Genomic DNA, 21,526 nt, shown 5'->3' with positions numbered 1-21,526 from the left:
CCCCCTATTAGTTTTTGGTCTTCGGATCAAGGGCATCATTCAGTCCGTCACCGATCAGATTGAATGCAAGCACAGTCAGGAATATCAGAAGTCCCGGGTAGTACACGATATGCGGTGCAATGCTTAAGTAATCGCGTCCCATACTGAGCATAGCGCCCCAGTCCGGTTCTGTCGGCTTGGCCCCGAGTCCGAGGAAACTTAACGAAGAAGCTGCCAGAATGGCGCCGCCGATTCGCATCGACACGTTGACGATGATGCTGGGAACCGTCTCGGGAAAAATATGCTTCCATATAATCCGGTTATGCTTGGCCCCCATCGATCTTGCCGCCTCTACATATAAAGACTCCTTCGCGGAGAGTGTTACACTTCGGATGATTCTGGCAAACGACGGTGTGCCAAAGACCGCCACCGCGATCACCACATTGGATAATCCCGGCCCCAAAATCGCTACGATTCCAATGGCTAGCAGCAGGTCGGGAAAGGAAAACATAACGTCACTGCCCCGCATAATGAGACGGTCGATCCAGCCGCCATAATAGCCGCTGATCAGGCCGAGAATCGTGCCAAGAACTGCGGATATGAATACAGCACTTAAGCTGACCGCCATGGTCAACCGGGTTCCGTCAATCAAGCGGCTCAGAATATCGCGGCCGTACTCATCCGTGCCCGCCCAGTGGGCAGCCGACGGGCCTTGCATCATCGCATCGTAGTTGGGCTCATTCGGAGGATACGGAACGATATGCGGACCGATCACCGCCAGCACAAGTAGTAACAAGATAAATCCGCTTGATATTACGGCAAGCTTTTGCTTCATGAATTTAGATGTAAACGCTCTGAATTTGCCAGTTGCCTGACTCTTCGCAAGCATATCCTCCGGTACGGAGGAATGGACCGTCACTGTTGAATTGTCGCTCATGGGTTCCCCCTCCTATTTCGATGCATACCGGATTTTTGGATTCAGTACACCGTACAATAAATCAACAATCAGGTTAATCAGGATAAATTCGGCTGCGAACAGCAATAGAAGCGCTTGAATCACGGTGTAATCCCGGAACGCGATGGAATCTACCAAGAGACGCCCCATGCCCGGAATACTGAATACGGTCTCAACCATAACCGAACCGCCCAGCAAAAATCCGAACTGCAGCCCTGCAACGGTTACGACCTGAATCAAGGAATTGCGCAGCGCATGCCTTCCGACAACGACGAATTCCCGCAGACCCTTCGCGCGTCCGGTCCGGACATAATCCTCGCGCATCGTTTCGAGCATCGACGTACGGGAGTATCTTGCCAGCATGGACATAATCCCGGCCCCTAGCGTAAAAGAAGGCAGAATATAGGATTGCCAGCTGTCAACACCGCCTGTTGGAAACCAACCCAGCTCAACGGAGAAAATTTGAATCAGTACAAGACCAAGCCAGAATCCTGGCAGGGAAATACCGGATATCGCAGTCAACATTCCGATATAGTCCGGCCATTTTCCGCGATTGACGGCAGATATGATACCAATGATCAGACCGATAACCAATGCCCAGCCAAGGCTGGTAAAGGTCAGGACAATGGTCGGGAAAAACCGGCTTTCCAACATGTCCGTTACCGGCAGATTGGAAGTAACGGATACACCCAAGTCACCCTTCAGCAGATCACTCATGTAGTTCACATACTGCTGCCATAACGGCAAGTTTAAGCCTAGCTGCTCTCGAATCCCGTTGATCTCCTCAAGGGTGGCATCCTTACCTGCAACAAGTCGTGCCGGATCTCCAGGAATAAGGTGAATGAACATAAATACAAGAATGGATACAACGAACAACAGCGGGATAACACCCAGCAGCCTCTGAATTGCATATCTTCCCAAAGGATGTGCCTCCTTTCAACATGCCTGCTTTTAAAATACGATGGGCCGCTTCCTTATTGATTCAAGAGGCGGCCCACCACAAGGTATACGTTTAGCAAGCTCTTCGCTGCCTGATTATTTGACTTCTGCGTTGATCACACTGATCGATCCGTCCGGAAGGGCTTTAACGCCTTCAAGATAAGCTCTCTTGCCGGTAATGACCTGATCGACCCCGAGGAATGCCCAAGGAGCATCTTCCCAGATTTGCTTTTGGATGTTGGCATAGATTTCTTTTGCATCCTCAGCTTTGACGGATGCGTTGGCATCCTTGATCCATTGGTCTACATTGTCGTTCTTATAGTAAGCGGTATTGGAACCAGCCGGAGGGAAGAACTCGCTGCTGAACAGACCTTTGGTTGCACCGTCAGCATCACCAGACGAAGGTGACCAGCTTACATACCACATTTGAATTTTTGCGTTTTCCGGCGTAGCCGAGTTAATCTGATCGGACAGGGTTGCACCCTCCATCGATTTCACGTCGACTTTGATTCCGACAAGAGCCAGCTGCTGCTGAATGAACTGCATGCCTTTCATCGTTTCGGAATCATTCTCTCCCCAGAGCTCTGCTTCGAATCCGTCCGGATAGCCTGCTTCCGCCAAGAGGGATTTTGCTTTCTCCAGATCGTAATCATAACCGGATTGCTCGGAATAGTGCTGTGTCATGGAAGACATGGAAGACTTCAACTTCGAGCCCAGTCCGGATTTAACAACTTTAATGTAAGCATCTTTATCGATTGCATAGTTGATGGCTTGACGAACCTTCAGATCGTCATAAGGCTTCTTCATGGTGTTAAGGGTGATATAACGAACGATCGTGGAATCGATCTTGTCAATGACGATATTGGAATCGCCTTCTACTTCAGATACTTGCTCCGTTGGCATAGGATAAATAAAGTCCGCTTCGCCCGTTTTCAGCATCGCGATCCGGGAACCGTTCTCCGGTACCGGTTTAAACGTAATGCTGTCCACCTTCGGAAGACCTTCTTGCCAGTAATCCTCATTCTTTACAACAACAAGGCGGTCACCTTGAATCCATTCCTTGAACTTGTATGCTGCCGTACCTACAGGATTCTTCGTGATGTCAGCACTTTCTTTGAGCGCTTTCGGGCTGATCATCAGCGCCATCGCGGTCTTGTTCAAGAAAGCGTTGTACGGCTGGCTAAGGGTGATGACAACCGTGTGGTCATCCGGAGTTTGAACATCGGCGACGGCAGAGAAGCTTTTACGCATTCTAAGGTTGTTCTTTTCATCCATGATGCGATCCAGGTTGGCTTTTACGGCTTCTGCGTTGAAATCCGTTCCATCATGGAACTTCACGTTCTGGCGCAGATTGAATGTGTACGTCAGGCCGTCTTCACTGATCTTGTAGTCTTCAGCCAGTACAGGAACGAGTTCCATCTTCTCGTTGAAGCCCATCAAACCTTCGTACATCGTGCGTGCACCGGAAATGGAGTGCGTGTCTCCGGCATTGTGAGGGTCAAGCGTAATGAAGTTGGCGTTAATCGCAATGACAACATCTTTGTTATCTTTTGTCACCGGCTTGCTCTCTCCGCCGCCTTCACTTGCCCCTTTGCCGCTTCCGCTGTTTCCGCCGCAGCCTGCCGCAACCATCGTAAATGCGAGCAGCAGCATGAGCAGTGACCATGTTCTACCTTTGAATCTCATTGTTTTACTCCCCCTTTGATGTAGTGAATATCTATAGATTCACTCGCCGCTTCAGCATATAACTTCCTGCCGATCGCCTTGAGTTCCTCACAGCTTAAACATTCCATTCGTACACCGCGCGTCGCTTCCCAACCAGCGTACCGCCATCATTGAAAATCTCATTCGGAACCAGCGCATACAAGCGGTCGATCGTAGACTGATCGCTGTAACCCAGGCGCTCCAGAATAGAAGCGATGATGCATGGCCAGACTTGCTCGGAGCCATCGGACACTTTAAGCGAGATCGCCAAGCGTTCTTTCCGAAGACCGATGCCGTACACGCCCTTGGCGCCGCCCTTGGCAGTCAGATTGTGGTCCCGGAGCAAGGCTGAGCACACAAACTTGGTGTCTGCAATGATATCCGGATACTCATTCATCCGTTTTGCCATTCTGGCAGCTGCTTCCGCCGTCTCTGCGTCCTCGATCAAATCCGGGCAAGCCAGCTTAAGGAAGCTGTATCCGATACGGTCCAGCGGAAGCGCGAAGATGGGAAGGCCACAGCCGTCAATGCCTTGCGGGATCGAGGAAACCGGAACCTCGGCAAAATAAGCCAGCGTCTCAATGATCTCTTGCTGAACCGGATGCTCCGGCTTGTAATACGTGCTCTCGTCCCAGCCCATATGCTTACTTAGGGCAATCAAGCCGCTGTGCTTGCCCGAGCAGTTATGGAAGATCCGACGTTTGTCCTCATGATCACGATGGCGCTGCGCCTTGGCTTCCTCGTTCAGTGGATAAGTTGCGCAGCAGTGAAGCGCTTCTTCCTGAATCCCGGTTTTCTTCAAAATAGATTCCAGTGCATCAATGTGGAAGCTTTCACCACGGTGGGAGGCAGCAAACAATGCCGTTTCTTCCCCAGTTAGTCCATACACTTCGTCAATCCGGCGTTTCATCACAGGTATGGCTTGAAACGGCTTAGCCGCTGATCTCAGAAAAGTCATATGATGCGGATCACCCGCTGCGTAAACCACATTACCGTTCTCGTCTACAACACTGATCGCTCCGTAGTGGATGTTCTCCAGTACATTCCCGCGATATTCCTCTACCAATGGCACAAATCCCATGATGTTGCTCCCCCGATCTCCAGATGAATTAATTCAGTTGAAAATAACGATCCTGCGCGACAAGTCCCGATCCGATGATGACCCCATGCTCGTGAAGCTCGGAGCGGACAATCGTAAAGGAATCCTGAAGCGGTTCCCAGATATACTGTGAGTAGCACAGATCGGTGATCTCTTCGTAAACTTCAGGGAACTTGTCCAGGATCTCGCCGCTCAATATGACGCTGTCCGGATTGTACATGCTGACGACGTTATTAATCGTAATCGCCATATACGCAAGGGCTCTATCGATTAAATAGGTCGCCCATCGTGTTCCAGCCCGTCTTTCTGCGAACAGTTCCTCAATCGTACGAACGTGTTTAATCTTGCTGGCTTCCGACAACAAGGACGGTATATTGATATAGGTTTGGAGGCAACCGGCTTTTCCGCAGTCGCACATCATACCTTCAGGGTCCACCGTCGTGTGTCCGATTTCCCCTGCGCTGTTGGTCACCCCGCGGTAAATCTCCCCTTCCAGGATCAGTGCTGAGCCTACGCCATTACCAAACCCAAGGAGGACCGTCCGGTTGGAGCCGTATGCCGATCCTTTAAGTTGCTCCGCCAATGCCTTTACCTTCAGCTCATTGTCTACGACCGATTGAAGCCCGGTTAATTCCTTGAGTCTCTCGGCAAGCCTCACATTCTTCCAACCAAGCTGTACCGAGAAATTGACCACTCCGGCATCAACATCGATAATGCCCGGCAGTCCCACGCCAATCCCTACCACCCGTCTGCGATCGATATCGCATTCCGAGATGAGTTCTTCAATGGTGTCCGCAATTCGGGCTACTGTGGCTTCTGCCGTATCTTCCGGCGATCTCGGAAAACTGCCGCTGCACAATACGCTTCCCTGAACATCGATGAATCCAATATTGGCTTGATGGCGATCAAGCTCAACGCCAATCGAGATGACCGCCGTATCCAGCAGTCTTATTAAGGAGGACTTTCTTCCGCGTCCGGCCGAGGCTTGTTCTTCGGTTTCGTGAACGTACCCTTCTTCCGTCAGCTCCGATACGATCCGGCTGACCGTTGTCGGACTCATTCCCGTCTGTTTGGCAATAGCTGCTCTTGAAATCGGCTGTTCGTTCTTGATGATTTGGAATACTGTGAGTCTGTTCTGCCGCTTCATAAAGTCTTGATCATGCTTTTTCATGAAGACATCCCCTATTTAATTTCACCAGTAGATTAATAAGATCATTTTTTCAAATAAAACGATCCGAAATCATCAAAAAACCGTGATTATTATCAAGTTTATTATTTTTATTCTCCAGTGATATTAATAATAAAACGTGTTTTGTAAATGTGTCAATATATATGACACATTTAAATTATTATTTTTTTGTTTCTGGAAATGTAAGTGTTTCACTATTTTGCGAAAGAAATTCAATCTCGTGTATACATACAAATGACCACGCTGCGCGCACAATATGACATCAACTTGACGCAGAAACTTCTAAAATGTAGATAACACCGCCCTTTCAACTCATGAATAAAGCCACCCAAGAAAAGAATGATTGGAACATTCTTCATCCCGGATGGCTTCAAAAGGATGGAAATATGCCATAATTTCGGTAGGGTCCTAGGTTTCAGGTGCTTCCTTGCTTGATCCGCCCATAACGAATTAAACCACCCGAGAAATTAATTCGAGGGGCCTCGAATATCCCGGATGGCTTATGTATGGAGAACACGTATTTTGATTAACGCATGAGCGCAGCTTGAACATCGCTCTATTTTCCGACTATTAATCGTAGCCGCTTTTATTTGATCGCATATAGATTTACAACTTGTAATCCTTGCTCTTCTAAATTTAATCATTGAATCTTTAATCTCTTATCTTTAGTCTTTTGATCTTTCCTTTTGTTCTTTACCACCCAGCGGAGGTTTGAGGATAGCCGATCCTTTGGGAGTCCGTTTCTACCTTGCCTATATCCATTCCGGAAACGGACGGACAACAGAGCGGATAGACTCAAACCGGAGCGCACGGATCCTTTGGGAGTCCGTTTCTACCTTGCCTATTCCATTCCCGAAACGGGCGGACAACAGAGCGGATAGCCTCAAACCGGAGCGACTCAAACCGGAGCGCCCGAGCGCCTTACTTGTTCTTGTAATATTCAACCGCTTTATCGAAATAATGCTTTTGGTCTTCCGGCAGATCCTCAAAATAGAAAATGGCCGCCACCGGACAAGCCGCTTCGCAAGCCCCACAGGAGATACAAATATCGGTATCGATGTAGAACTGGTCATCTCCTTCTTCTATACAATCCACAGGGCAAACGTCAACGCATTCTCCCGCTTTCTCTTCGATACAAGCTGACCCAATAACATACATCCGTCATTCCACCTTCCCGATTGTAATAATCTTTCGACTGGCTATCATTGCAAAAGCTCGATCTTTATCCATTCCTTGCTTTCTATACTTTTTATACCAACATATATAATAATTATGTGGTTAATCATGCCAATTGTCAATAAACCGCGTGTTGATAGCCTCAAAAACTGCCATTCCGGTTGACTTATAGAAGGTAAAGACATAAGATGAGACATATTGCTTTTTAACCTTTTTAGTTGAAAAAGAAAGCATTCATCGAGAAACAAGGCGGTGATTATAGTGGATCAAGAAGTCGCATACAGTACCCGCGAGTATATCATGCAAATGTTAAAAATAAATGGTGAACTCAGCACAAAATCCATAACCGAGGCACTGGGAATAACAGGCATGGCCGTCCGGCGCCATCTGGAAAGCTTGAAGAGTGAGGGTTACATCACCTATCGAACCGTGAAACAGCCGATGGGAAGACCCGTTTCCTTATACAGTCTTACGGAATCCGCAGAGGATTTTTTCCCTAAGAACTATCATGCGCTTGCACTCGATCTGCTGAACGAGCTGCAGGATGAGGCCGGTGACGAAATGATTTCACGGCTGTTCGACAAGCGTAAGGATACATTGCTGAACAAGTATACGCCTACGGTGAAAGCCGATGCTCTAGAAGATCGGGTTGCTGCCCTTGCTCAGATTCAGAATGACAACGGATATATGGTGGATTACAAAAAAGTCACCGAGGAAGAATATCTCCTCGAGGAACTGAATTGCCCTATATCCCAGGTAGCCAACCGGTTCCAACACGCATGCCGCTGTGAGCTTGACCTGTTTCAATCTTTGCTGGAAGCGGATGTGGAACGGACCGAATGCCTTGCCAAGGGCGACAAAAAATGTGTATACCGTATTCGAAAACAAACCGAAGCCAAGCAAACATAATATCTGTTATTGCCGAATCAGGCTCCTTCCATACGGGAAGGGGCCATTTTTGTTAAGAGATAAGAAAGTATAGGCTTCAGAGGCTTACCCACCTTATCTCGCAAGAAAAACTTCCGCTATATGCGGTCTGTCTTCTGAGAAAGTACGTCGATAGACGTTTTTCTTAGTGTACTTGTCCTATATTTATTCTCTTAAATCGCAAGACATGTACAATTCTTTGAATTATTTCAGCACCAGCAGTCGATCATCCTGATCGGAAGGCACACCCCGGCCATCCGTATTGTTGGTAATGACATAGGTTTTGCCGTCATGGACTTTGACGTCCCTTAATCTGCCTTCACCTTCCAATACGACCTCAAGCGAGGTGTTCTCCCGCCGAAATTGGTACAGTATCTGGCCGCGAAGAGTCGCCATGTACAAGCGGTCCTGCTCATCAAATGCGATGCCGGAAGGTGCGATTGCCGTTTCGCCGCTATGGTAAATCGGGAGCTTCATGCCTTCTAACCTATCATCGCCATAGATCTCGGGCCAGCCGTAATTGCTGCCAGCCGTGATCTCATTAATCTCATCGTGTCCGCCAGGCGTACCTGACGGTCCATGCTCTGAGCTGTACAATTCACCTTCCGAATTCCAGGCCAAGCCCTGCGAATTCCGATGCCCTAGCGTATAGACATAAGAGCCTGCAGTCGGATTATCCGCCGGGACCTTGCCATCCAGCGTCAATCGCAAGATTTTGCCTGCTAAACTTTCCTGATTTTGCGCATGCTCTCCTTCTCCCGAATCTCCTGTCGTTACGTAGAGCATATCGTCGGGTCCGATTGCAATTCGGCCTCCGTTATGCACATTAGAGCCGGGAATACGCTCCAGGAAGACTTGCGACTCTGTCCATTGATTCCCGTCCTGCTTCAAAAGAACCAACCGGTTCATAACCTTTCCATCCTGATCATAGGTGTGGTAGGCAAAGGCCTTGCCGGAATCCTGAAAATCCGGGGCTAACGCAAAGCCCAGGAATCCGCCTTCTCCTTGATGGGCAACCGGCTTCTCCGTTTGTACCGACTGCCTGGTTAATGTGCCGTCCTTGATCTGAACGATGTTTCCTTCCCGCTCGCTGACATATATCGTATCACCGTCAAAATCGATCGACCAAGGTGTCCTCAACTGCTCTGCAAGCACATGATACGAGGAATCATTTTTCTCTTCCCGGTGGTCTTCCTGCCTCCCTTCTTCCTTAGCAGGGGGTGTCTGTGTACAAGCAGCAAGAAGCAGCACAACCGCGGTTAACGCAGCGCCAAGTCCCTTTCGTTTCAAAATCCAGCACCTCCCGGGTAATTTTATAGCTCCGGTGTCATCATCTGGATGCCTTGCCCCATGTCCTGTAATGAACGCATCACAATATCCTCATCGCTAAACGATTCGATCTGGCTGCCTGCTACATACCGGGTCTCATGTCCTCGTCCGGTAATAATGATCCTGTCCTCGTCACCGGCCAATTCCACAGCTCGTTGAATGGCTTCTTTACGGTTCAGGATAACCTCCCAATTCCCTGCCTCATGTGAGGTTAAGCCTCCCAGCATCTCAGCCAAAATCTGCTCCGGATCCTCCGAGAATGGATTGTCCGTCGTGAACAACACATAATCCGAATATGAAGCTGCAATGTCCGCCATGATCGGACGTTTCAACCGATCCCTTTCGCCCCGGCAGCCCATCACGCATATCATTTTGCCCGCTGTTATTTCCTTGGCCGATTGCAATGTTGCCTTAAGTCCATCCGGATTATGCGCATAATCCACAACCACGCGAAATCTTCGTCCCGTCTCTATTTCTTGAAATCGTCCATCAACCCCTGCAAAATGTTGAAGACTTCTGCAGATTTCTTCAAGCGGTATCCCTTCCAGCAAGCAAGTGGTCATGGCGGCAAGCGCGTTATACACGTTGTGAACACCATGCACCTTCAGACTGAAGTCGCCGTGTCCCCATGGCGTTTCTACATGAAACTTGCAGCCCTCCGGCATGTTTTGAATATGCGTTGCCCGAACATCGGCCTCGTTACGAATGCCATAGGTTACGATCTGTGCGGATGTCCGTTTTGCATAATAGGACGATGCTTCATCGTCGGCATTCAGGATCGCCTTCTTCAGCATGTCACGATTACTGTTGCCCAACTGGGTGAACAACAGCTCCTTCGTATTGCGATAGCTCTCCATATTCTGATGAAAGTCCAGATGATCATGCGACAAATTCGTAAAGACAACAGTCTGAAAATCGCATCCGCGCACTCTCCCCATATCCAATCCGTGCGAGGACACCTCCAATACGGCATAGTCTCCGCCATGGGTGACCATCGTATGAAAATAACGCTGCAGCTGAATCGTATCCGGCGTCGTATTCAGCGTTTTCTCCATATGATCTCCGATCTTCATATACAGTGTGCCAATAATGCCCGTTTTGCGGTGAGCGTCGTTCAGAATCTTTTCTACCATGTGGGTTGTCGTTGTCTTGCCGTTTGTCCCGGTAATTCCGATCAGTTTCAATCGCTGCGTGGGATCTCCAAAAAAGGCGTTTGCAAGAATCGGCAGAATTCTTCTGGTATCCGGTACCGTTATATGTGTAACGTTTCCTGGTAGTCCCGGCAGCTCCCGTTCAGCCACAATGGCAACAGCGCCGTTACGTATCGCCTGCAGGGCATAGTCATGACCGTCCACGTGAAAGCCTGGAACACAGACAAACAGGCCGCCAGGCCGGATCTCTCTTGAATCTGTATCCAGGTTCGTGATATCCACAGAAGTGCTGCCCGTTATCGTCTTAAGAATCAGCCGCTCCGTCAGTGATTTCAGAATCATGTCAAGTTCCTCATCTCGTGATGTAATCAAAATCCCAGGGTCAGGTGGCAGTGTGATATATAAGATGTAGAATTTACGACTATGTATCGTTTTAACCTGCATTTCTTATTAACCTAACCAAGCAAGGGCATTCTGAAACAAGAATGTGATGACTGGAAGTGTTAACCATGTTACGCTGGAAGTAAGCGGTTGCATTTTTTTGAAATGGTTGATGCAGCCTGCTGAATATAGGACGCGTTTCGAGAATCCGCTCCGTTATTCCATATTTGATTGAAAGGAGAACCATCGATGGGACCGTTCACGGACGATTTGCTTCAAAATAAAGTCGTATTGATTACGGGAGGGGCCACGGGCCTTGGTCGGGCCATGGGAGAGAAGTTCGCGCAGCTTGGCGCTAAACTCGCCATATGCGGACGCCGGGAGGAAGTTCTTCAGCAGACCGCTGAAGAATTAAAACAGCAAGGCTGCGAGGTATGGTACAAAAGCTGCGACGTTCGAGACCCTGCGCAGATATCGGCTCTTGTTGATGCGGCAGAGCAGCATTATGGAGGTATTGACGTGCTTGTCAACAATGCAGCCGGGAACTTCATCAGCCCCACCGAGCGCCTCTCTCCTCGGGCTGTGGATGCCGTGCTGAACATCGTGCTGCACGGCACCTTCTACGCAACCCTTGAAGTCGGCAAACGCTGGATTGAGCAGGGCAAAAGCGGAACGATGCTCAACATCGTCACAACATATGCTTCAACAGGCTCTGGCTATGTGGTCCCATCTGCAGCCGCAAAAGCGGGCGTGCTTGCGCTGACACGTTCCCTCGCGGTGGAGTGGGCCCCTTACGGGATCCGACAAGTCGCGATCGCCCCGGGTCCATTCCCGACTGAAGGCGCATGGTCAAGATTATCGCCCACGCCGGAGCTGGAGCAAAAGATGATCGACCGCATCCCCCTAAAGCGCGTAGGGGATGCAGAGGAATTAGCTAATCTCGCCGCGTATCTCATTTCCGATTATGCCGGTTATATTAATGGTGACGTGATCACCATCGATGGCGGTGAATGGCTGCAGGGTGCGGGACAATTCAACGACCTGGCGGAAGTGACCCATGAGCAATGGGATCGGCTGGCCGAACTGACACGCAGGGGCAAATAACCCCATACTTAAGAAAAACATCTATCGTCGTGCTTCCACAGTTGACAGACTGCATTCAGAGGAAACTTATCGATTATCAGTTTCACTGCAAACTTAAATATTCCCTTATCTAAAATTAGCCCCAAGCCAGTGAGCATGCCGTAACTGCTCTTGCTTGGGGCTAATCCTGTAACCTGTGTTATTCGTTAATTCTCATAGGAATCGACCAGCAGGGCGTACACGATGCCTGGCCCGTGAACGCCAATCGTAAGATCGTTCTCGATATCGGCGGAACGGCTCGGGCCCGAGATGAAATGGATTCCCGCCGGCAGCTGCTCGCGTCCGGCCTGATCAAACTGAACCAGAATCTCGCCTAGTCGGGTAACCATTCGCTCTATTGGAATAATGGCTATCAACACGGTCGGCAGCAGGCTGACCGAACGTCCTTTATGCGGGGTCGATTTCACCGTAATCGAACCGGTGTAAGCCGCAGCATAATCCGCCATGACGACACCAAAATCAGCTCTGGCAGCGACAGCCCTCCAGTCCGTGTCCGCTGCCTCATTCCAGGAGAGAACAAGCGCCTCCGGCAAGCTCTCTTCCAGCCCCAGGCGGTCCAGCGCGTCTTCCTGCTGACGAAGAATCGTAGCCGCACTCATCTCCATCGCTTTGTCCCTAATAAACCGGCTGACCTCTTCGCGGTGGCTCAGCCTTACCACATGGCCTCCTGCCGCTTCAAAGTTGGCGGTAAACTGCGTAATCCTCTCCTCAAGCGGCCACTCAAACTCATTCCAGAAATCGGGGGCACCGCGGAAAGGATGCTCCGGAGCGGTGCGAACCCGGCTTCTGCCCAGCTTCGCGGCAATTCCATCCATGAACTGCTCCTGCTTTTTGCGGGACTGTTCTTCAAGACGGCTCAGCCAGCTGCGATCGGTTTCATTAGTCATGGGCCTTCTCCCCCTTTCCGAACTTCTGCTGCTGAAGCCGCTCCTTCAATCGGTTGGCGATTTCAGGGTCCATTGTCCCGGAGGTTCCGCGAATATCCTGCTCCATCTCCGACCATCGGTCACGGAAGGATTGCTTGGGGAGACTTGGGGTTACCCTGTATGAATTCCACCCCTTCAAAGGTCCGATCCGCGTTCGAATCTCCCCGCCTTGAACCACTAATTTCTGGCCCCACTTTCCGAGGGATACCACGCTGCGATAACGCTTGGCATTCCCCATGATCGCCGAGAAGCCCTTCATGCCCATCGCTTCCAGCTTGTCACCGCGTCCGGCTTCAATCTTCCGGCGGCGCAGGGATACCAGCATATCATGCAGCGGAATCTTCACGGGGCATGCTTCATAACAAGCGCCGCACAGGCTGGATGCGTTCGCAATATCGTCCCATTCCGCGACGTTCTTGTTCAAGGCAGGCGTTAATACGGCACCGATTGGGCCGCTATACGTGCCCCCATAAGCGTGCCCGCCAATATGGCGATATACGGGACAGGCATTCAGGCAGGCGCCGCAGCGTATACAGTTAAGCAGCTCCTGAAATTCGGGGTCCCCGAGCTGAAGAGAACGGCCGTTATCAATGATGATAATATGCATCTCGTCCGGTCCATCGGCATCCAGTTCTCTCTTCGGACCACTGATACCGGACATATATACCGTCAGCTTCTGACCGGTCGCCGAACGCGGCAGCAAGGTAGCCATGACTTCGAGATCCGCCCATGACGGAATAATTCGCTCCATGCCCATCAGGGTAATCTGTGTCTTTGGCACCGTCGTCACCATGCGGGCATTGCCTTCATTCTCGAACAACACCATCGAGCCCGTCTCGGCAATCGCAAAATTACACCCCGTCATGCCAATGTCCGCTTCAAGGAACTTCTCTCGCAGCTTCATGCGGACAAAACCTGCCATAATCGCCGTATCGGGCGGCAGCGTTTCGCCTGCCTCTGCGGACAACAGCTCCGCAATCTGGTAACGGTTCTTATGGATGGCGGGAATGATGATATGAGAAGGCGTCTCATCCGCGAGCTGAATAATATACTCGCCGAGGTCCGTTTCGACGGCCTCCACTCCGATCGAGTCGAGCGCCTTGTTCAGATGCAGCTCCTCGGACACCATTGATTTTGATTTCACGACGGACTTGGCCGACTTATGCTCCGCAATCTCAAGGGAGATCGCGACGGCTTCTTCCGCCGTCTCCGCAAAATGGACATGGGCTCCGTTCGCCCTGGCCTGCTCAGCAAACTCATTCAAATAATAATCCAGGTGAGCGATAGTATGGAGCCGGATTTGGCGTCCCCGTTCCCTCCACGCATCCCAGTTGCCATGCTCCTCCGACGCGAGCTTCTTGCCGAGCCGCAGCCGCTCTGTCGTAAACTTCACCGCATTGCGCAGAAAATCATTATTGAGAGCGTAACCTGCACGTTCCTTAACCGTTTGCGCTTTCGATTCAGCTGAGCTCATGTACGCTCACCCCCTCATACAACAGCTCGGCCAAATGCTTGACCTGAACCTTCTCGCCCCGGTGGCGCAGATTGCCGGCAATATTCATAAGGCAGGCCATATCGAGACCGACAAGCACGGATGCCTCGGTCTCCAGCACATGATCGCTTTTCTCCGTTACCATCGCGCCTGAAATATCCGCCATTTTCACGGCAAACGTTCCGCCGAACCCGCAGCAATCCTCGGCGAATGGCAAGGGAACAAGTTCCAGTCCCTTGACTTGGCTAAGCAGTTTCATTGGCTGCTCCTTCACCCCGAGCAGGCGGCTTCCGTGACAGGAGGGATGATAGGTTACCTTGTGTGGATAGACGGCGCCAACATCGGTCACGCCCAGCACGTCAACCAGGAATTGCGTAAACTCATAGCATTTGGATTGAAGCGCTTTCGCTTTATCCAAATATATGGGATCGTCCTTGAACAAATCCGGATAATGATGAATCATATACGTGCAGGAGCCGGAAGGAGACACCACAAAGTCGCTATCGTCAAAAGCGTCCAGAATCGTCTTGGCACTGATGCGAGCATCATCCCAATAACCACTGTTGTAGGCCGGTTGGCCGCAGCAGGTCTGGATTTCCGGAAATTCCAGCTGCACGCCGTACCTTGCCAGCAATCTTGCCATCGATTCAGCTACCCGTGGGAACAAGGCATCGCTGAGACAAGTGACAAATAATGAAATCTTCAACATCTTCACCCCGCTAATCATCAGGATATGGACCGAAGAATCGGCCTCTAGCAAGAACCCCCCGGAACGGGGGGATTCCATGTTGATATGTTATCGAAGTTTGCTCTATACAGATTCGATCTTGATGCCCAAAGCTCGATAAGGTGCTGCTTCCTCTTCCGTCAATCGGCGATCGGTAATGATCAGATTCACTTGGGATAGATCGGCAACCTGCGCAAAAGCCTGCGTGCCGAATTTGCTGGCATCGGCGAGCAGAATGGTCTCATCTGTCATTCCAATCATTTTATGCTTGATTCTCGCCTGAAGCTCATTGGATTCGCTAAGGCCCCGCTCGATATGCACACCCTTGCAGGATAGAAAGGCTTTATCCACGTAGTAAGCATCCAGCGAGCGTTCCGCAAGCGGACCGACAAAGGACAGGGAACGATGAGCCAGAATGCCGCCTGTGGAAATCACCTGAACCCTTTCCTTGGTGCTCAGCTCAGCGGCCACCTTAATCGAATTCGTCAGCACGGTAATCGGAATATCCGGTATGATTTTTGCCATGTACCAAGCCGTAGAGCTTGCATCCAGCAAGATGCGATCATTCGGATGGATTCGCTTGACCGCTTCCTCCGCGATCCGCTGCTTCTCCAGCGCATGCATGATTTCCCGCTCAGCATACGGTATTTCCGGCTGCGACCGCTGAATTTCCGGTTGATCCTTCACGCTAACCGCTCCGCCATGGGAACGGCGCAGGCGCCCTGCTTGCTCCAACCTGTCAAGATCGCGGCGAATCGTTTCTTCCGTTACACCGCAGAGCTGACTCAGCTCGGAGACTCGGATGCTCCCTCTTTCGTTGACCAACTGTACTATTTTCTCATATCGTTCTGCAACCAGCATCATACCGCCCATCCTTACTGTTCGTATATTCTATCTCTTCCCGGTCCGCTGACCGAACACCCCGTAGGCCTCCTCCCATAAGGAAGTTTCCTTCGGCTCGTAGGTCTTGACCGGGAAGGACTCTCTAATGACTGCGCGTGCTTCCCATATATCGGACAACTCGCCTTGCGCAATCCACTGCACGGCCATATTGCCGATGGCACTGCCCTCCGCAGGTCCAGCCCATACGGGTTTCCCTATCGCATTCGCAGTCCACTGGCATAATGTTTCATTATGAATGCCACCGCCCACCATATGCAAGCCCTGAAATTTTTGCCCCGACAATTCCTCGGTCAACTCCAGCACATAACGGTACTGCATGGCCAGGCTCTCCATAATGCAGCGTACAAGAGCGCCTGCATCCTGCGGAACGCTCTGGTTTGTGCGCGCCGCATATTCCACTACACGCTTCGGCATATCACCGGCTGGGAGGAATACGGGATCGTCGGGATCAATAAAACAAGCAAATGCCGGCGCCGCATCCGCCATCTTAACCAATTCGGGATAGGAGTACGTTAACCCTTCTCGTCCCCAGGTCCGCTGACATTCCTGCAGAATCCAAAGTCCCATGATATTCTTGAGCAGTCGGTACGTGCCGTAGGCTCCTCCCTCATTCGTGAAGTTCAGCTCTCTGGCCCGTTCATGAATGACAGGCTGATCGACTTCAGTTCCCATCAGCGACCAGGTTCCGCAGCTCAAGTAAGCAAACGAACGCTCTATAGCCGGAACCGCGACCACGGCGGAAGCCGTATCATGCTCTGCAACCGTATAGAGCGGGATCGGCGGGATCCCCAGTTCCTCCGTGACGGAAGATCTCAGAGCCCCAACATGCGTACCGGGCTGAGAAACAGGATGAAATAACTTATGAGGAATATTCAATGATTTCAAGAGATGATCATCCCAGCTCGCCGAAAGCGGGTTATACAGCTGCGTTGTAGTAGCGTTCGTAAATTCATTCGCCATCTCGCCGGTCAAGAAGTAGCGCAGCAAATCGGGAATCATAAGAAAACGCTCGGCTTCTTGAAGCAAGTAGGGGTTCTTCCGCTGCAAGGAAGCCAGCTGATAGATCGTGTTGAATGAGAGGAACTGGATCCCCGTCCGATCAAAGATCTCGGCAGGCGGCACATCCCGGAAGACCTGTTCCATCACGCCATCCGTGTGCGTGTCCCGATAATGATACGGATTCATGAGCAGCTCCCCGTTCCGATCCAGGAGCCCGAAATCCACGGCCCAGGAATCAATCCCGATGCTCGTCGGCAGGCTATGCTGTCCCTTCAATCGGAGCAAGCCCTGCTTCATCTCGTGGTAGATCCGCAATATATCCCATTGGAAACGGTCGCCGATTCGAACCGGATCGTTCGGGAACCGGTGAATTTCCGTTACGTCGATGGTTCGGCCGTTCCATTGGCCCAGCATGGCCCTGCCACTGCTTGCGCCCAAATCAAATGCAAGAACGCTCAACGCTCCCCAGCCTCCTTGTCAGATCATAATCAACGATTCAAGCACGAGCCCGAGTGATATTCAATCTCTTCTCATGCTTGCGTACGTTTCAGCAATACATCCTGTTCATACTGTTTCACTTCGGACAGCCACTCTTCTCTAACAGGTACGCCCATACGTTCGCAGTAATAATCCCACACCGCTCCAAACGGATAGGATTTAAACTCTTCCGTTAACGCCAGGCGGGTCGTGTAATCGCCTTCAAGTTCGGCCTGCTTCAGCCGATCGACAGGTTCCAGCTTGGCACGCAGCAGCGCCTTTATCGTATTTCGGGTACCGATAACCCACGCGGCGATGCGGTTAATGCTGGCATCAAAAAAGTCCAGTCCAATATGGGTAACATCCAGCAGGTTATTGCGCACCAGCTCGCGTCCAATCTCGGTCAGTTCATCATCCATGACGACGACATGATCGCTGTCCCAGCGCATCGGCCGGCTGACATGAAGGAGAAGTCCATCGGTGAAAAGGGCAAGCGCTGACAGTTTGCCGGCAATGCTCTCGGTTGGATGGAAGTGACCCGCATCCAGGCAGATCAGCTTGTTGTTCTGAATGCCGTATCCCATGTAGAACTCGTGCGAACCCACAACGTAAGCCTCTGAGCCCAGTCCGAACAGTTTACTCTCGACGGCATCAAGGTTCCATTGCGGATTAATATCTTCAGCAAAAATCTCATCCAGCGCTTCCTTCAGCCGCTGCCTCGGCGCCATTCGGTCTACCGGCATATCCTTATAACCGTCCGGAACCCAGATATTCGTCACGCAGGTTTGACCCAGCTGTTCGCCGAAGTAAGCCCCGATTCTTCGTGATGCCTTGCAATGCTCAATCCAGAATTGACGGATTGCCGGATCGGCATGACTCAGCGTAAACCCATCCTTCGATTTGTCATGGGAGAAGCAGGTCGGATTAAAATCGAGTCCGATTCCTTGCTCCTTGGCCCAGTTCACCCAAGATTGGAAGTGCCTCGGCTCCAGCTGATCCAGATCAACGGTCACGTCGGTATCCGCGTAGATCGCGTGGAGGTTCACCTTGTGGGATCCCGGAATGAGCGACATCGCTTTTTCCAGATCGGCCCGCAGCTGTTCCGGCGTTCCTGCAGCGCCTGGATATTCCCCGGTCACGGAGATGCCCCCGGACAGCTCTTGATCGCGGAACAGGAATCCCCGGACATCGTCTCCTTGCCAGCAGTGAATGGAGATTTTGATGCGTTCAAGTTCCGTCAAAATTTCGTCCACGTTGATGCCATGCTGCCCATAGAGCTTTTTCGCTTCTTCAAAGTTCCTTGCAACATCCTGCCTCATCCCATAACCTCCCGTATGATAAGGATAGCTAGGTCATCTCTGACCCAGCTTCCCATCTTAATAAGAAATCTTGATTTCTTGCGGTAGATGCGTCATATCTTCATTCGATTTAGCGAGTAAACGCAGCAGGCACTCCGCCGTCAATTGTCAACATGCAGCCCGTTGTCTTCGAAGATCTTGATGATGCAAAGTAAGCGATGCCTTCGGCAATATCCTGCGGATAGATGTTGACAAGAAGCGTCGTGCGTTTACGATAGTGCTCTTCAAGCTGATCCGGTTCAATCCCGTAAGCTGCTGCCCGCTCGTTTCTCCAGTTCGAATTCCAGATCGCGGAGCCTTGCAGAATGGCATCCGGAAGAATGGTATTGACTCGAATGCCGTATTCTCCGCCTTCCGCAGCAATGCAGCGAGCCAGGTGAGCCTCCAGTGCTTTTGCGGAGCTGTATGCAGTCACGTTTTTGCCGGCATAGACCGAATTTTTCGATCCCACAAACACCATGCTTCCGCCAACGCCCTGTGTCTTCATCAACGAGAAGGCTTCCCGCGCAACCAGGAAATAACCTGTGCCCAGCACGTTCATGTTCAGATTCCATTCCTTCAGCGATGTCTCGTCGAACGGGCTGGATGTCGCAAGGCCCGCATTGTTGACGATAATGTCAACACCGCCATAAGTGATGGAGGTCTCTCGATAGGCGCGTTTCACGGCCTCTTCGTCGGTTACATCCATTTTAACAGCAAATGCCCGATTCTCCCCGTATTTTGCATTGATCTCCTCGGCTACCTGCTGTGCGCCTTCCAGGTTCAAATCCGCCAAAACGACATGTGCGCCTTCAGCTACCAGCCTGCGGGCCGTGGCACTTCCGATACCGCCTGCTCCCCCGGTGATAAAAGCGATCTGGCGCGAAAACTCCGCTTCGGCTGGTGCGAGACTCAATTTATACAGCTCCAGCGGCCAATACTCCACGTTGTAGGATTCATTTTCACTCAGGGATACAAAATCGCCCAGGGCCGTCGCGCCGCGCATGACCGCAATCGCCCGGTGATACAGGGCGCCGCTGACTTGCGACATCGCCCAGCTCTTGCCCGTGTTGATCATGCCGATGCCCGGAATAAGAATGACGCGCGGAGCCGCCTCGAACATGATATCGCCTTCATGATGGTTGCGATCAAAATAAGCTTGATACTGCTCTTTGTATGCTGCAATGCCTTCGATCAGCTTTGCCTTAAGGCCTTCGACATCTTCAGCATCAGGTGTCCAGTCGATGAAGAGAGGAACTACCTTGGTATGAACCAGATGATCGGGGCAAGCTGCGCCTACTTGGGACAGCTTCGGCGAATCGATACCGCCGACAAAGTCCAGCACATCCTCTTGATCGTCGAAGGACAGGATCATCTTCTTCACATCGCTGACGGCACCGCGGACCGCGGGCATCACTTCGGCGGCAATGCTGCGGCGCACTTCCGAGGCCAGTGGGGCGAACTTCCGGCCACCGAACAGCTTGTCGTTATTCACTCGCGCTTCGATGAAGGCTTCCGCTTCACTAATGATTCGAATCGTTTGTGCGTAACAGGCTTCCGATGTATCGCCCCAAGTGACAAGCCCGTGCTTCTCCATAAGCACAAGCTCGGCTTTCGGATTAGCCAACACCCCTTCGGCAATCATCTTAGACAGCGTAAATCCAGGGCGAACGTATGGTACCCACACAAATCGGTCGCCAAAAATCTCCCGGGCTAATTCTTTGCCGTTATGAGCGCAGCATAAGCTGATAATGGCATCCGGATGTGTATGGTCCACATGTCGAAACGGCAAGAACGCGTGCAGCAGCGTTTCAATGGATGCGCGCGGGTGCTTCGAATCGACCATGCAGTGACCCAGGTAAGCCACCATCTCTTCATCCGGCATCGAATCCCTTTCGAATAATGGGCGGATGTCCTCCATCCGCAAGCCTGTGAAATTGCCCGCTTTCATGGTAGCCAGATCCGATCCGCTGCCTTTTACGTACATAACCTCTATGTCTTTGCCGCGAAAATCCTGAATCGTTGTTTTGCTGGATGTATTGCCGCCGCCCCAGTTGCATACACGCCGGTCGGACCCGATTAAATTCGAACGGTAGACCAGCTCATCCAATGTATTTTGTGCCTGCTGTGCCTTTGACTGTTCCCATAAGCTTTGAACCATGAAGTTTCCCCTCCGATTGACCATATGAATTTGCTTTCATTTGTTTCTCATAATATCACGCCCGTTTATCTTTGAATAGTATATTCTCAAAAATAAACACAGATTTATATTTGTTTATTTTTGATTACGCACTGTGAATCTGTTACAAACAAAAAAGCAGCCCTGCCAGAGTTACCTCTGAACAGAGCTGCTATGCTGCTATATGATAAACCTATGATTTGTCCGGGCCTGCGGCTGCCATTTGATCCGCCTTCGCAATTCCTTCGATCAATGCATCACGAAACGCAATTTCGTCCTCATTGACGTAACCCATAAATACAATTTCCGAAATGTCTTTATGGTTGAAAAAGATATTGGAATCCGCGGTCAGATTCCCGTGAGGGTAGAAGCAGGCCACGTAATCCCAACGCTTCAATGTCTTGGAGTCGTTCTGCATTCGACCATAGATCATCAGCGTCTGGTCCCATTCCTTGAACTTGACTACAGATCCGATTGGCAGCAGCTTCTGTTCCGTTTGCACTTGCTGTTCCAT

18 protein-coding genes are annotated in these 21,526 nt (G+C 51.0%); 2 read left to right on the top strand and 16 right to left on the bottom strand.

Translation table 11 applies throughout. The annotated features are described in order from the left end of the window. Positions 1–7: 7 nt before the first annotated feature. The 6 genes from AK95_RS12755 to AK95_RS12730 form a co-directional block, all read right to left on the bottom strand. Positions 8–916, bottom strand: coding sequence for an ABC transporter permease (locus AK95_RS12755; RefSeq protein WP_071220316.1), 909 nt, complete (start codon positions 914–916; stop codon positions 8–10). Positions 917–928: 12 nt separating this feature from the next. Further along, positions 929–1,855 carry an ABC transporter permease subunit gene (locus AK95_RS12750; protein WP_071220315.1) on the bottom strand — a complete coding sequence of 309 codons (927 nt, stop codon included), beginning with the start codon at positions 1,853–1,855 and terminating at the stop codon, positions 929–931. A 114-nt stretch (positions 1,856–1,969) separates the two neighbouring features. Then, positions 1,970–3,559 (bottom strand): glutathione ABC transporter substrate-binding protein, encoded by a 1,590-nt coding sequence (locus tag AK95_RS12745; protein ID WP_071220314.1) that lies wholly within the window; start codon positions 3,557–3,559, stop codon positions 1,970–1,972. A 94-nt stretch (positions 3,560–3,653) separates the two neighbouring features. Then, on the bottom strand, positions 3,654–4,658 hold the full coding sequence (locus AK95_RS12740) for an asparaginase (protein ID WP_071220313.1): 1,005 nt from the start codon (positions 4,656–4,658) through the stop codon (positions 3,654–3,656). 28 nt (positions 4,659–4,686) lie between these two features. After that, entirely contained in the window at positions 4,687–5,847 is a 1,161-nt protein-coding gene (locus tag AK95_RS12735; RefSeq protein WP_071220312.1) for an ROK family transcriptional regulator, read from the bottom strand. 939 nt (positions 5,848–6,786) lie between these two features. After that, positions 6,787–7,023, bottom strand: a complete 237-nt coding sequence (locus AK95_RS12730; protein WP_015736133.1) for an indolepyruvate ferredoxin oxidoreductase subunit alpha — start codon at positions 7,021–7,023, stop codon at positions 6,787–6,789. A 279-nt stretch (positions 7,024–7,302) separates the two neighbouring features. On the opposite strand from AK95_RS12730, the gene AK95_RS12725 reads away from it, so the two are divergent. Next, positions 7,303–7,950, top strand: coding sequence for a helix-turn-helix transcriptional regulator (locus AK95_RS12725; RefSeq protein WP_071220311.1), 648 nt, complete (start codon positions 7,303–7,305; stop codon positions 7,948–7,950). A 222-nt stretch (positions 7,951–8,172) separates the two neighbouring features. Here the strand turns inward: AK95_RS12725 and AK95_RS12720 are convergent, their stop codons facing one another. After that, the gene (locus tag AK95_RS12720; RefSeq protein WP_071220310.1) at positions 8,173–9,258 is read right to left on the bottom strand and encodes a PQQ-dependent sugar dehydrogenase; all 1,086 of its coding nucleotides are present in this window, start codon (positions 9,256–9,258) and stop codon (positions 8,173–8,175) included. 23 nt (positions 9,259–9,281) lie between these two features. Beyond that, on the bottom strand, positions 9,282–10,790 hold the full coding sequence (locus tag AK95_RS12715) for a UDP-N-acetylmuramoyl-L-alanyl-D-glutamate--2,6-diaminopimelate ligase (protein WP_071220309.1): 1,509 nt from the start codon (positions 10,788–10,790) through the stop codon (positions 9,282–9,284). Positions 10,791–11,078: 288 nt separating this feature from the next. Between AK95_RS12715 and AK95_RS12710 the strand changes: the two genes are divergently transcribed. Beyond that, positions 11,079–11,933 (top strand): SDR family oxidoreductase, encoded by an 855-nt coding sequence (locus AK95_RS12710; protein WP_071220308.1) that lies wholly within the window; start codon positions 11,079–11,081, stop codon positions 11,931–11,933. 185 nt (positions 11,934–12,118) lie between these two features. Here the strand turns inward: AK95_RS12710 and AK95_RS12705 are convergent, their stop codons facing one another. The 8 genes from AK95_RS12705 to AK95_RS12670 all read right to left on the bottom strand — a co-directional run bounded on the left by AK95_RS12705 (position 12,119) and on the right by AK95_RS12670 (position 21,526). After that, positions 12,119–12,859: a LutC/YkgG family protein gene (locus AK95_RS12705; protein WP_071220307.1), complete on the bottom strand. Its 741-nt coding sequence runs from the start codon at positions 12,857–12,859 to the stop codon at positions 12,119–12,121. Next, the gene (locus tag AK95_RS12700) at positions 12,852–14,372 is read right to left on the bottom strand and encodes a LutB/LldF family L-lactate oxidation iron-sulfur protein (protein WP_071220306.1); all 1,521 of its coding nucleotides are present in this window, start codon (positions 14,370–14,372) and stop codon (positions 12,852–12,854) included. Before AK95_RS12700 ends, AK95_RS12705 begins: the two co-directional genes overlap by 8 nt. Then, on the bottom strand, positions 14,359–15,096 hold the full coding sequence (locus AK95_RS12695) for a (Fe-S)-binding protein (protein ID WP_071220496.1): 738 nt from the start codon (positions 15,094–15,096) through the stop codon (positions 14,359–14,361). The genes AK95_RS12700 and AK95_RS12695 overlap by 14 nt, the downstream gene beginning before the upstream one ends. A 105-nt stretch (positions 15,097–15,201) precedes the next feature. Beyond that, complete coding sequence (locus AK95_RS12690; RefSeq protein WP_071220495.1) at positions 15,202–15,978, bottom strand: DeoR/GlpR family DNA-binding transcription regulator; 777 nt, start codon at positions 15,976–15,978, stop codon at positions 15,202–15,204. 30 nt (positions 15,979–16,008) lie between these two features. Continuing rightward, a complete protein-coding gene (locus tag AK95_RS12685; protein WP_071220305.1) occupies positions 16,009–17,478 on the bottom strand; it encodes a rhamnulokinase in 1,470 nt (489 codons plus the stop codon). A 71-nt stretch (positions 17,479–17,549) separates the two neighbouring features. Continuing rightward, entirely contained in the window at positions 17,550–18,815 is a 1,266-nt protein-coding gene (gene rhaA / locus AK95_RS12680) for an L-rhamnose isomerase (protein ID WP_071220304.1), read from the bottom strand. A gap of 109 nt (positions 18,816–18,924) precedes the next feature. Then, positions 18,925–20,994: a bifunctional aldolase/short-chain dehydrogenase gene (locus AK95_RS12675; protein ID WP_071220303.1), complete on the bottom strand. Its 2,070-nt coding sequence runs from the start codon at positions 20,992–20,994 to the stop codon at positions 18,925–18,927. Between the two features lie 211 nt (positions 20,995–21,205). Next, positions 21,206–21,526, bottom strand: a complete 321-nt coding sequence (locus AK95_RS12670) for a DUF4176 domain-containing protein (RefSeq protein ID WP_071220302.1) — start codon at positions 21,524–21,526, stop codon at positions 21,206–21,208.

The sequence above is a fragment of the Paenibacillus sp. LC231 genome (genome assembly GCF_001860525.1).
In the GTDB taxonomy this organism is placed as follows: Bacteria; Bacillota; Bacilli; order Paenibacillales; family Paenibacillaceae; genus Paenibacillus_AQ.
The sequence above is the reverse complement of the archived record's forward strand: the minus strand, read 5'-3'. Positions and strand labels throughout refer to the sequence as shown.